Annotated in this window: 13 protein-coding genes; all 13 read right to left on the reverse strand. The window is 42.8% G+C overall.

Features of this window, described 5'->3' with window-relative positions:
- Positions 1–96: 96 nt before the first annotated feature.
- A complete protein-coding gene (locus LJE72_RS08395) occupies positions 97–366 on the reverse strand; it encodes a YlmC/YmxH family sporulation protein (RefSeq protein ID WP_229247166.1) in 270 nt (89 codons plus the stop codon).
- A 14-nt stretch (positions 367–380) separates the two neighbouring features.
- Complete coding sequence (locus tag LJE72_RS08400; protein ID WP_229247167.1) at positions 381–689, reverse strand: hypothetical protein; 309 nt, start codon at positions 687–689, stop codon at positions 381–383.
- Positions 690–829: 140 nt separating this feature from the next.
- Positions 830–1,282 (reverse strand): dUTP diphosphatase, encoded by a 453-nt coding sequence (gene dut, locus LJE72_RS08405; RefSeq protein WP_229247168.1) that lies wholly within the window; start codon positions 1,280–1,282, stop codon positions 830–832.
- Between the two features lie 149 nt (positions 1,283–1,431).
- Positions 1,432–2,697 (reverse strand): M16 family metallopeptidase, encoded by a 1,266-nt coding sequence (locus tag LJE72_RS08410; RefSeq protein ID WP_229247169.1) that lies wholly within the window; start codon positions 2,695–2,697, stop codon positions 1,432–1,434.
- Between the two features lie 24 nt (positions 2,698–2,721).
- Positions 2,722–3,879: a D-alanyl-D-alanine carboxypeptidase family protein gene (locus LJE72_RS08415; RefSeq protein ID WP_229247170.1), complete on the reverse strand. Its 1,158-nt coding sequence runs from the start codon at positions 3,877–3,879 to the stop codon at positions 2,722–2,724.
- 24 nt (positions 3,880–3,903) lie between these two features.
- Positions 3,904–4,659, reverse strand: a complete 756-nt coding sequence (locus LJE72_RS08420) for a polysaccharide deacetylase family protein (protein WP_229247171.1) — start codon at positions 4,657–4,659, stop codon at positions 3,904–3,906.
- A 78-nt stretch (positions 4,660–4,737) separates the two neighbouring features.
- The gene (locus LJE72_RS08425) at positions 4,738–6,885 is read right to left on the reverse strand and encodes a polyribonucleotide nucleotidyltransferase (RefSeq protein WP_229247172.1); all 2,148 of its coding nucleotides are present in this window, start codon (positions 6,883–6,885) and stop codon (positions 4,738–4,740) included.
- A 366-nt stretch (positions 6,886–7,251) separates the two neighbouring features.
- The gene (gene rpsO, locus LJE72_RS08430; protein WP_007786194.1) at positions 7,252–7,518 is read right to left on the reverse strand and encodes a 30S ribosomal protein S15; all 267 of its coding nucleotides are present in this window, start codon (positions 7,516–7,518) and stop codon (positions 7,252–7,254) included.
- 110 nt (positions 7,519–7,628) lie between these two features.
- Positions 7,629–8,603: a bifunctional riboflavin kinase/FAD synthetase gene (locus LJE72_RS08435; RefSeq protein ID WP_229247173.1), complete on the reverse strand. Its 975-nt coding sequence runs from the start codon at positions 8,601–8,603 to the stop codon at positions 7,629–7,631.
- Between the two features lie 48 nt (positions 8,604–8,651).
- Complete coding sequence (truB, locus tag LJE72_RS08440) at positions 8,652–9,536, reverse strand: tRNA pseudouridine(55) synthase TruB (protein ID WP_229247174.1); 885 nt, start codon at positions 9,534–9,536, stop codon at positions 8,652–8,654.
- Complete coding sequence (locus LJE72_RS08445) at positions 9,520–10,503, reverse strand: DHH family phosphoesterase (protein WP_229247175.1); 984 nt, start codon at positions 10,501–10,503, stop codon at positions 9,520–9,522. The genes truB and LJE72_RS08445 overlap by 17 nt, the downstream gene beginning before the upstream one ends.
- Positions 10,496–10,870, reverse strand: coding sequence for a 30S ribosome-binding factor RbfA (gene rbfA / locus LJE72_RS08450; RefSeq protein WP_229247176.1), 375 nt, complete (start codon positions 10,868–10,870; stop codon positions 10,496–10,498). The genes LJE72_RS08445 and rbfA overlap by 8 nt, the downstream gene beginning before the upstream one ends.
- A 28-nt stretch (positions 10,871–10,898) precedes the next feature.
- A partial coding sequence (gene infB, locus LJE72_RS08455) for a translation initiation factor IF-2 (RefSeq protein WP_229247177.1) occupies positions 10,899–13,100 on the reverse strand: 2,202 nt, incomplete at its 5' end.

Genomic DNA, 13,100 nt, shown 5'->3' on the forward strand with positions numbered 1-13,100 from the left:
ATGATAAGGTAAAAACCCCGTTGCCAAAACGCAATGCGGGGTTAAAGCTTTTCCATTCATTTTATTGGGTATCAGGTCCTCTGTCAAATTGAATTTTCAGCGAATTCTTTCCGATCTGTTCTGTAAATCCACGATAATGACCTCAGACCCGACTTTTTTAACCGTTTGCCAAGGTATGACAAGTTGTTCACGCTCTCGATCTCCTTTGGAACCCCAAAAACCTGAAAAACCTCCTCGGGAAGTAAGAATGATTGCTTCAACAGATCCATTAAAGGAAATCTCAAGGTCTGCATCTCCCACCAATCCCAGTTTTGCTCCATCATAGAGATTGATTATTTCTTTTCCTGCCAGATCACTTAAAAGCATCTTTATCCTCTCCCCTATTTTCTCAATTTTATCCAAGCTTTTAGAACAAATGGTTGTAATATAGCCAGTAATAGAGAAATTACTGCAAGCGGCTCTACAAAGTATATTGAGTTGTTGCTCCACCAATCTTCCGGTATCTTCAAGAAGGAAAACAAAAGTTCCAGTGACAGATAAATCCCCCCGGCGGTCCCAACCAATTGGCTTAAGGCCGAAGCAAGCATATTAGATGACGGCTCAGATGACCGCCACATCATTTTATATTTTCGTTCACGTACTGAAACTACAATACCGATTGCTAAAAATATTGCCCCAAGGGCTTGCATTTTCACTCCCCCTCATGGGGAGTGTATGAATAGACAAACTTCCTTAGAACAAAAAACAGAAGGTTTTTAGATTCCTAAGGAAGTTTTCAAAGTACTCTATTTTATTAGTTACCTAAGCTTGGCGCTATCCAAGCATTTCTTTACACACCTGTCGAACCAAAACCGCCCGTTCCTCTGGCAGTTTCTTCAAGTTCTGCGACTTCTTCAAAGACTGCCCTGAAAATAGGCATAAATATCATTTGAGCTATTCTGTCTCCTGAATTGACCGTAATTGGCTGGTCACCCAAATTATGCATCAATACTTGAATTTCCCCACGATAATCTGAATCAATCACTCCAACACCGTTTGTTAAGCCTATTCCGTAACGACTAGCCAAACCGCTGCGTGCAAAGACAAGTGCAACAACATGCGGTCCTGGAAGTTCAATAGCCAGACCTGTAGGAATCTTAACATTCTCTCCTGGACTCAAGGTCAAGGTGTCTTTCAAATCGGCACACAGGTCAACTCCAGCTGAAGCCACAGTTGCATAATTTGGCAGAACTGAAAAATTTTTCCTCACTTTTTTTATTTTTACGTTTATGGAGTTAAGCACTGAAAAATTCCCCCAAACACTATATTCGTGGTTCGACAATTCCACGATCAAACCACAAAATTTCAAACTTCTACCTTAGTCCAAATATTCGAACCACAAAAATCCTATTTAGGCCTCGGACTTCGCACCTCGAGTATCGAACCTCGCCTTTACCATCCTGTTTGTTTCAACATGTCGGGCATAACCACATCATGCCCGGCTGGACCTAGGGTCATAATACTTATATTGTCCTTTTGCCAAAGACGCCCGATCACACGCAAAACATCCTCTTGAGTTACTTTCTCGAGTTTCTCTACCACTTCCTCTGGCGAAAGCACGCGATTATAGGTTAGTTCCGTCTTCCCTAAGCGGCTCATTCGACTACTAACCGCTTCCAATCCGAGATATAACCCGCCTTTAATTTGAGCTTTTGTTCTCACCAATTCTTCGACACTGATTCCCTTTGTCTTCATCTCCATCAATTCTTCCAGAATACAGACGACGACTTCCTGGGTATTTTTGGGACTTGTTCCCGCATAGACCGCAAATAACCCGGTATCAACGTAAGTAGAGTGATAAGAATAAACAGAGTATGCCAATCCCCGCTGTTCACGTATCTCCTGAAACAAACGAGAACTTAATCCTCCACCTAAAATATTATTAAAAATGTGCATAGCGTAGATATCTTCATCATCTTGACCCAGCCCAGGCACTCCCAAAAGGATATGCATTTGTTCAGTATCTTTCTTCTGATAATGTTCTATCGTCAAACCTTTGGGCGTCTCCTCGAGTACTCTTCGCCCGCCTCGTTTGAATGTGCCAAAATGAGGAGAAAGCTTAGCTACGACATCCTCATGTTTTATTTTACCAGCGACAGAAATCACCACATTATCAGGAGCATAATGTTCAGTAAGAAACTGCATGATTTTTTCTCTGCTTAGAGATCTTATACTCTCTTCTGTGCCTAATATCGGTTTCCCCAGAGGATGATCATTCCAAACATACTCTGAAAAGACATCGTGGATTAACTCATCCGGAGAATCTTCGTACATTTTGATCTCTTCAATCACAACGTTCTTTTCTTTTTCAATTTCCTTTTCATCAAAAAGCGAACTGAAAAACATATCACTTAAAACATCAATCGCAAGATCCAAGTCCTCATCAAGTACTTTAGCGTAATAACAAGTGTATTCTTTGGTTGTAAAGGCATTCAACTGCCCCCCAACCGCTTCAAGTGATTCTGCTAAAGCGCGAGCACTTCTATGCTCAGTTCCTTTAAAAAACATATGCTCAATAAAGTGGGAAATACCCTCAAACCCTTCACGTTCATCTCGAGATCCTGCCCCTACCCATATTCCTAAAGCAGCCGAACGCACATGGTCAATTTCTTCTGTAATAATTCTAACTCCATTAGGCAACAACGTCTTTTTATACAATAAATTCACTCCCTCGTACTTCCTTCAATCATAAGGAATTATCGTTTTAAGGAACGATTTTTCTGCGACTTCATTTTCACTTATCAGATGAACGCTATTCAGCCTTTTTTCTCCCAGCCAAACTTCGAAACGACCTACCCGTTCTCCGGCACGAATAGGAAGATTCTTTGCTTTCTCCCACTCGATACGGGTTAACAGCTTCTCGCGGTCAGCCTTCGGAATGCTAACATCGAGGGGATCAGTCGTTAAGACTTGGACCGGCTTTGTAATATGAGGAAACTCTCCAATAACCTGTCCAACATCTGCCAATCGAACAGTCTCAGTGTTTTGAAAGCCCCACTCTAAGAGTTTCTTAGCATCTCCGAATCGATCGGGTGCATTGAGAACAACAACTAACAATTGACGTCCTTCCTTCGTGGCAGAAGCCACAAGGCATTTGCCGGCAGCGGTCGTCGTCCCCGTTTTTATACCATCTGCATAAGGATAGTTCCAAAGCAATTTATTTGTATTTCTTACATCCATAAAAACGTCCGGTTCAATAAAATGAATTTCCGTTTCCTTTTGTCGGGTAATTGATTGAAATTGAGGAATTTGCAAACCATATCGTGCCATTACAGCAAGGTCATAGGCTGTGGAATAATGCTCCTTGCGGGGTAAGCCATTAGTATTTACGAAATTTGTATCTTGAGCACCAAGCGCTAAGGCCTTACGATTCATAAATTTGACAAACTGTTCTTCACTTCCGGCGATATGCTCTGCTATTGCAACGCAAGCATCATTGCCGGAACGGATCAATGCCCCCGTTATAAGTTCATAGAGTGTAATCTTTTCTCCCGGGTCGAGATATATGGTCGATTCCCCTACAGCCGCCGCTTTTTCACTGACTGTAACAACTTCATCGGGCCGACCTAACTCAAACCCTAAAAGTGCTGTCATGATTTTAGTGGTACTTGCGGGAGGACGACGTTTATGCGCCTGTTTACTAAAAAGAATATCCCCTGTTGCCACATCCATCAGCACAGCAGCATCTGCGGTAACCCCTGATGGACCCTTTGCAACCACAGGTTTATTTTCGAGCTTCTCAGCCGGGGCACCATATACGGGTTTCACCAGTAACAAGCTTATAACTATAACACAAAGAATAACGCAGTCCCAAGCCTGCGTCCACTTTAGCCTGATCATTTAACCACCTCAACTTTTCATTTATCATGAGGTAGTATCTCCGCTCTGGTCATATGTTATTAGTTCATCAAGCGTTTGGAAAATATAACCCTCTAAAGTTAGTTGTTTAAGAATCACAGGCAAGGCTTTGACTGTATTTGCTTTAGGATGCATTAATACTATGGCTCCAGACTTATTTGGCTTAATTCCGAACCGTATCGCTGGATTAATAATTCGTTTAGCAATGATTTCCGGCGTGCTTTCCTGTCTCCAGTCAACCGTATCTAATGTCCATAGAATGGTCTGATAACCTAGCTCATGGGCAGCTCGCAGTCCTGGCATACCCTTCTCACCATAAGGAGGGGCATACAAATGTGTCTTTTTCCCTATAATTCCTTCAATAATGCTCTCAGTTTTTTTGATTTCTTCTCGATTGGTCCCCACGGACAGCAGATCTGGATGGGGATGTGAATACCCATGATTTTCGATCTGGTGGCCTCTGCTATGGATTTGTTGAAGTAATTCAGGATTTTTCTTAGCCCAACGTCCTGTAACAAAAAAAGTTACATCTGCTTTACCCTTCTCCAATTCATCCAAGATCGCTGGGATATATTCTTCGCCCCAATCCACATTAATCGTTAAAGCCATGATTTTCTGATCCGTCTTGATCTGCTCAATTGGTTTAGAGACAGGCGTATTGGATGTTGTAACCCAACGCCCTGCCATAATACCGGCGAGTAACAGAAAGAAAATCCCGCCAAACGAGAGTATTCGTCGCGAGATTTTTAAGTTAATGAACATATGCGTCCCCCCTTCCTTAACATTTATGCGGATAGGAGGACTCACAGACTGATCATTTGTTGATTATTTGAAAAGTCGTTAAGATTTAGGAATCGTTGGATTCTCCTTACGGGGCATTGCCTCTTTTCGAGACAGATTTAACCTGCCTTGTTTGTCGATAGCAGTTGCTTTAACTGTAATCTCATCCCCAACTTTAACAATATCTTCCACTTTTTCTACACGTTCGTGAGCCAGTTGAGAAATATGAACAAGGCCTTCCTTACCAGTAAGTCCCAGAACCCCTGGGATGACTTCAACAAAAGCGCCAAAATCCATAACTCTTGTTACCTTACCTTGATAGATCTTGCCAACTTCTACTTCCTGAGTCAGGGCCTGAATAATTTTCAAGGCCTTCTCTCCACCGTCGCCACCAACTGAAGATATGAAGACACGTCCGTCATCCTCGATATCAATTTTGACATCAGTTTCCTCTACAATTTTCTTAATGGTTTTTCCTCCAGGTCCAATAACATCACGAATCTTATCCGGATGAATTGTGGCGGTGATAATTCTTGGTGCATAGGAAGAAAGTTGCGGTCTAGGCTTGTCCATCACAGCCAACATCTTATCTAAAATGAAAAGCCGACCGGCTTTAGCTTGGGTTAAAGCTTTTAAGAGAATCTCTCTGGATACACCCATGATTTTAATATCCATTTGCAAAGCGGTTACCCCTTTGCTAGTTCCAGCCACTTTAAAATCCATATCCCCAAAGTGATCTTCCATACCCTGAATATCTGTAAGAATGGCAATTTGATCTTCTTCCTTAATAAGGCCCATCGCAATCCCTGCTACTGGCGATAAAATAGGAACGCCCGCATCCATTAGAGAAAGAGTGCTACCGCATACGGAAGCCATCGAACTGGATCCATTGGATTCCAAGACCTCAGACACCAAGCGAATCGTATAGGGAAATTCGTCTTCGTTTGGTAAAACCGGGATTAAGGCACGTTCTGCTAAAGCACCATGGCCTATTTCTCTTCGTCCCGGCCCACGCATAGGCCTTGTTTCTCCAACACTGTATGGAGGGAAATTATAATGATGTATATAACGTTTCGATCTTTCTAAACCCAAACCGTCTAAGATCTGTTCATCTCTTGCAGCGCCCAAAGTCGCTACTGTTAAAACCTGAGTCTGCCCTCGTGTAAAGAGGCCCGTCCCATGGGTACGAGGTAAGATCCCTACTTCGACACTTATTGGACGAACTTCATCAACTGCCCGACCATCCGGTCTAATCTGCTCGTGGGTGATCAATTTGCGGACAATTTGATGGACAATGTCCTCTAAAACATTTTTTATGACTCTTGAATCATCTGGGAACTCAGCTTCGAAATGAGCCAAAGTTTCAGCTTTTACTTCGTCAATCGCACTCTCCCGAGCTTTTTTCTCTTCCACGCGGACAGCCTTATCTAACCTGTCGTAAGCATAGGCATTAACCGCTTCTACAATATTAGCCGGATTGCCTGCAATCTTTAATTCAAGTTTATCTTTTGCTAAGCCCATTTTAGAAGCTTCCTCACGATAGTCTTTAATAAACTTGGTTATTTTCTTGATTTCTTCATGTCCAAATATAATAGCTTCTAGGATTTTATCCTCCGGCACTTCATGAGCACTGGCTTCTACCATCATAACAGCATCCTGAGTTCCTGCTACTGTAAGAAGCATTTCACTTTTTGCTCCTTGATCAATAGTAGGATTAATGATGTATTCATCTTCTACAAGTCCTACCGTAACTGCCGCAATAGGACCTTCAAAGGGAATGTTGGATATGCTTAACGCTGCAGAAGCAGCATTGATTGCGGTAATATCTGTTGCACAGTCTTGATCAACTGACATTACTGCTGCAACCACTTGAACTTCATTGCGAAATCCCTGCGGAAACAACGGGCGGATAGGACGGTCAATCAAACGTGCTGACAGAGTAGCCTTCTCACTCGCTCTTCCTTCACGTTTAATAAATCCACCTGGAATTTTGCCTGCAGCATACATACGTTCTTCAAACTCAACAGTCAAGGGAAAGAAATCAATGCCCTCTCGAGCCACAGTACTGCATGTAGCAAATGCAGTCACCACAGTATCTCCATAGCGGAGAAATATTGCACCTCCCGCTTGCTTACCAAGTTTCCCGGTTTGGAAAGTCATAGTTCTTCCACCTACCAAGAGTGACCTTTCTAGTATTTCCTGTTTCACAATGGAACCTCCTTAAATCTATTCAAATCCTTTTTAACTTGTTTTCTCTTCGACATATTGTTATTATTTCCTGCAATTTGCAGAAATAAAACTAAGTTAGCAATAATATCTCTTATACTGCATAAAAACTATCTTTTTACTATCATTTATTGTAGAAAGGAGCCTAATCCCCCTATAGGAAACCTTACTCCTTAGGTTTCTCTAACCGAGCGAATATTTATGTAGAATATTTAATGTCCCTAACATAGTTTCAATTTAAAATCATGAGTTCAGAACTCGCCCTTAGACCTCAACTTCGCTCAGTGTCTTTTAAAGGCGAAAGAAGCGGATCTATGTGATCCGCTTCTTTCTTGCCTTTAAGCTAGATTATTTCCGCAAGCCAAGTACACCAATAATATTACGATAACGATCAAAATCAACGTTCTTCAGATAAGTTAATAACGCACGCCTAGAACCAACCATTTTCAAAAGTCCACGACGGGAATGGTGGTCTTTCTTATGCGTCTTAAAGTGTTCTGTTAAATACGTAATTCGCTCAGTGAGAAGCGCAATTTGCACTTCCGGAGAACCAGTATCTCCTTCGTGTTGTGCGTGCTTTAAAATAATCTCTTGCTTTCTCTCAGGTGTCATCATGATAAAATTCCTCCAATTTTTATAATTCCCGACTGCCCAGGTTAACGTTGGAGACTTCGTTTAGCCGAGTCAGCGGGTCCTAATAGTTTCTAAAATAGTATACATGTTAATTATTGATTTGTAAAGTTAGTCTGCGATAGAGCGTCATTACTGTCTTGGCGATCCTGGATTTTGTCTAATACCCCCTTAGCATTTGAGCAATCTCTTTCTAACTGAGTCAAAAGCTCGTTAACCCCATTAAATTTTCGTTCGTCACGCAAACGTTCTTCAATACACACTGTGATTTCCTTGCCATACAGATCACCTTCAAAATCAAAGAAATGGACCTCCACCACAGTATCATACACTTCATGAAAGGTTGGTTTCATTCCGATATTCATCATCCCTAATACGCATTTTTCATCAATAGTACTCCAAACTGCGTAAACACCTCGCTTCGGAATCAAAAAATCGTCTGAAGTTAGAATATTGGCTGTAGGGTAACCAAGCATCCGTCCGCGCTCTTCCCCATGTATAACTGTCCCACGCAGGCAAGGAAGGTGTCCAAGCAGCGAGCTTGCCAATTGAATATCCCCTAGTTGTAATGCTTTACGAATACTACTGGAAGAGATCACACGTCCACCTAAAGTCTGAGCCTGAAGCACACTCACTCCAAATCCATGCTTTTGCCCTAAGACTTGAATCAACTCGGAATTACCTTTACCTTGAGCACCAAATGAATAATTAAAGCCAACCACAACATGAATTACTCCAAGAGGTAAAAGAATCTTCTCAACAAACTGTTCTGGAGAAGTATTCGCCATCTCCATTGTAAAGGGCAGATGGTAGACTGTACGGACCCCAATCTCCTCCATATAAAGTAATCTCTCTTGAGTCGTGGACAATAGTTTTACTCCCCTTTCGGGAAATAATACTTTTAGCGGATGAGGCTCAAAGACCAAAACATCAAGCCCCACATCTAAAAGCGCGGCTTGTTCAAGCCCATGCTCAAGCAATCGACGATGTCCCAGATGTACCCCATCAAAATTACCTAACGCTAAGACACAAGGTTCTCTTTCCATAGGCAGACTTGTTCGAACTTGCACCGATTTGACCTCCTAAATATCAGAACTAGTCAGCGACTTTCTCACTAGTCATTTGAAAACTTTATGTGGGTAAAGAGCTTCCTCACGCCAAACCCCTATTCCGATTAATTCTTCACTCTCCATAACTTGTACGTAAGGCTCTATTTTATTGTCTAAAATCTTAACTTGTTCTCTTTTAGTTGGCAACCCATTCCTGAAAGCATTTGAGCGCAATTCAGATAAGGAAACCTTAGGCAGATCAATTCCAGCAGTTAACGGCAGTATAAAGGAAAATTTACCGTCACATACTGCCTCTTCGATCTCTTCAAGCGTCCAACTTTCTTGGATCTTAAATGGCCCGGAACGAACTCGTACTAAATAGGACATATGTGCCCCACAGCCTAATGTTTGCCCAAGATCATGACAAATTGTCCTTATGTAGGTCCCTTTTGAACACTCAATGTCCAAGATAGCTTTGGGAAACTGTCCATCAAACCATTCTTCAAGGTTCAATTCATAAATAGTCACTTCACGTGGATTTATCTCGATCGGTATCCCTTTTCGAGCATATTCATAGAGATGTTTACCTTCTTTACGAACTGCGGAATACATGGGAGGAACTTGGGATATCTTACCCGTAAAATCGGGCAAAATTCGTTCCAATTCACTTCGGTTGAGCATTGGGGAGGTCTCGCAGATTACTTTACCATATGAATCCTGAGTATCTGTCGTAACGCCAAATGTCACTTCGGCAATATATGCCTTCCCTTGCTCTGTTATATACTCTGCTAAACGAGTTCCCTTGCCCACACAGATCGGTAACACACCAGCAACCCCTGGGTCAAGTGTTCCTGTATGTCCAACTTTTTTTATTTTTAGAATTTTCCTTATCCAGACAACAACATCAGAAGAAGTCATTCCAGGCGGTTTAAGGACGTTAATAATTCCTTCCAATCCTTAACGCCTCCTCAATCGCACCAACTATGCTTTGCTTCGCATCCTCTATTGGGACTCTGAAGGTGCAACCCGCAGCTCGATTGTGTCCTCCTCCGCCGAACTTAGCTGCAATCGCGTTAACATCCAACCAGAGATTCGAACGCAAACCCACCTTAATTTCTAAAGGTCCTGCCTCTTTAAGTAACACAGCTGCCTCAACGCCTGCAATACTACGTGCGTGATTAACCAAACCCTCACTTAATTCTTGTTCTGCGCCGCTTTTTTGAAAATCCTCTAAGCTTAAAGCCATAAGGGCCAACTGCCCTTCAGCGTGAATTTCCAATCCATTTAAGGCATACTGAAGTAACTTGATTTGAGAAAATGGCTTTTGATCAAAAATTTCGTGGTGAATACTAACCAAATCTATCCCTAGATCCAATAGTTCTGCAGTCAGACGATGAGTCTGAGCTGTAGTATTACCATACTGAAAACACCCTGAATCCGTCACAATAGCTGTATAGAGATTTGTAGCAATATCACTGTCTATCTCTGCACCTAAAAAGTTAATGAGAGTCAAGGCAAGCTCTCCAACCGCACTTGCATGGGCATCAACCCAGTTGATGTGTCCGAAGTGTTGATTCGAGATGTGATGATCTAAGTTAAGTATTGTACTTACTTTGGAGATATCTGACGTCAAAAGGTTAACTCGTCCCAAATCTGTACAGTCTACGAAGACAAGAGTCTCTGGTTGAGGATCAGGAAGTTGCTGACTTATACGGGATGAACCCGGCAAAAACATTAAGTTGCTTGGCACCGGATTCGGGTTATAAAACGACACCTCTTTGCCCACTTTTTCCAACGCCAAACCGATAGCCAACATTGATCCTAAACAGTCGCCATCCGGAGATACATGGGAGAAAAGCGCCACCTTTGGCGCTTTTCTCAGGACTTGAATGAACTCTTGGACAATGGTGTTTTCATTCATGGGATTCTTCCTTAACTGTTTCATCGGATACCCCAACATCTTTTAGTAGTTTCGCAATGTGTGCACCATGTTGAATGGAAGGATCGTATTTGAAAACGATCGATGGAACATGTCTGAGTCTTACCCGTTTTCCGATTTCAGATCGAACATACCCTGCCGCACGATTCAAGGCATCCAATGATGCATTCCTTTCATCCTCAGTGCCCAAAACACTTATAAACACTTTTGCGTGTGATAAATCATCCGCAACATCTACACTTGTGAGAGTAACAAATCCGATACGAGGATCCTTTAACTCCACTCGAATAAGTTGAGAAATTTCCTCTTTAAGTGTTTCCGCTAATCGATTGGGTCGATGTTTTGACATACCTAATACCTCCAGGGCTGATTTACTGCTATAATGTCCGCTTTACTTCTTCCATAACAAATGCCTCAATAGTGTCTCCCTCTTTGACATCATTATACTTTTCTATGCCAATTCCGCATTCGTAACCCTCAGCAACTTCTTTTGCATCATCTTTAAAGCGCTTAAGAGATTCCATAACGCCTTCATGGATCACTATACTATCGCGAATAATGCGCACTTTTGCAGATCGTATGATTTTTCCTTCTGTCACCATACAACCAGCGACCGTTCCCGCTTTAGGGACTTTAAAGACCATACGCACTTCAGCCTTACCTACGACAACCTCTTTGAAGGAAGGATCCAGTAAGCCAGTCATAGCAGCTTTAACATCCTCAATGGCATCATAGATGACTCTGTAAAGTCTCACATCTACGCTATCCAGTTCTGCCGTCGCCTTCGCGTTGGCATCTGGTCGGACATTAAAGCCCAAAATAATTGCATTTGAAGCTGACGCGAGCATAATGTCATTTTTATTGATTGCGCCGACCCCGCCATGAATTGGATTGACGCGTACCTCACTCGTCGAAAGACGAAGTAAGGACTGCTTTAAGGCTTCGACTGAACCTTGTACATCTGCCTTAATGATAATGTTTAGGTCCTTGATCTCGCCCTCTTTTATCTTATCAAAAAGGTCTTCTAAGCTCACTTTAACTGCCACGCTTTGCTTGGACTCTGCTACTTTTCGTACAGCAATACGTGCCGATGTTATTTGACGAGCCAATTTTTCATCTGATACAACATAGAAAGGTTCCCCTGCTTCTGGCACTTCGGACAGGCCATGCACTTCCACGGGCATGGAGGGACCGGCCTTTTTAACACGTCTGCCTTTTTCATCCAACATGGCCTTAATTCGACCATAGGCACAGCCGGCAACAGCCACATCTCCAATGTTAAGCGTACCCTTGGAAATTAGAACGGTAGCGACAGGTCCTTTACCCTTATCCAATTCGGCTTCGATGACTGTGCCAGCAGCCGAACGATTGGGATTTGCTTTAAAATCACGCACTTCAGCGACTAATAAAATCATTTCGAGAAGTTGTTCGATATTTAGATGACTCTTTGCCGATACAGGAACGGCAATGGTATCTCCGCCCCATTCTTCAACGACAAGACCGTATTCGGTCAGTTCCTGTTTTACTTTTTCAGGAACTGCATTTTCTTTATCTATTTTATTAATAGCTACAATGATAGGCACGTCAGCAGCTTTAGCATGATTTATAGCCTCAATGGTTTGTGGCATAATTCCATCATCAGCTGCTACTACCAATATAGCGATATCAGTTACTTGAGCACCACGAGCACGCATAGAAGTAAATGCTTCGTGCCCTGGTGTATCCAAGAAGGTAATCTTTTGACCATTAATTTCAACTTGATAAGCCCCGATGTGTTGAGTAATTCCTCCTGCCTCCGAAGCCGTTACATGTGTCGTTCGAATAGCATCAAGAAGGGAAGTTTTCCCGTGGTCGACATGTCCCATTACGGTAACAACAGGTGGACGGAAAACGAGGTCTTTTGGATCATCTTGGATCTCTTCAATCACAGCCATTGATTTCTCGGCTTTAACCTCAACCGTAACACCCATTTCACCTGCCAAGATGGTGGCTGTTTCAATGTCTAACTCTTGATTAATTGTCGCCATAACTCCCAGAGTCATAAGCTGTTTGATCAGTTCTCCAGCTTTACGGCTCATTTTAGAGGCTAAATCTTGGACTGATATTGATCCTTGTATCACAATATGCTTTGGAGTCGTATCCCTAACTTCTTTTTTGGGATGTTTTTGAAAGCGTCTATGTGGTGACCGGATGGCATTTTCTCTTTCTTTTTCTACTTCACGTTTCCGTTCATAAGCCTTATCCTGAGCCTTCTTATTTGCAGGCATCTGTCTTTTGGCTTGCTCTACGATGATTGGTGACGGCGGGGCACCTCCACCAGCACGTGGAGCCATTCCTGGACGATTACCTTGCGATTGACCTTGATATCCTGGACGGGCACCTTGCGGTTGACCCTGATATCCCGGTCGCGGACCTTGCGGCTGGCCTTGATATCCTGGTCGCGGACTTTGCGGCTGACCTTGATACCCTGGTCGCGGACCTTGCGGCTGACCTTGGTACCCTGGTCTAGGGCCTTGCGGCTGACCTTGATACCCTGGTCGCGGGCCTTGCGGTTGACCTTGATATCCCGGTCGCGGACC

Origin of the sequence: Desulfosporosinus shakirovi, assembly GCF_020595055.1 — a bacterium.
In the GTDB taxonomy this organism is placed as follows: domain Bacteria; phylum Bacillota; class Desulfitobacteriia; order Desulfitobacteriales; family Desulfitobacteriaceae; genus Desulfosporosinus; species Desulfosporosinus shakirovi.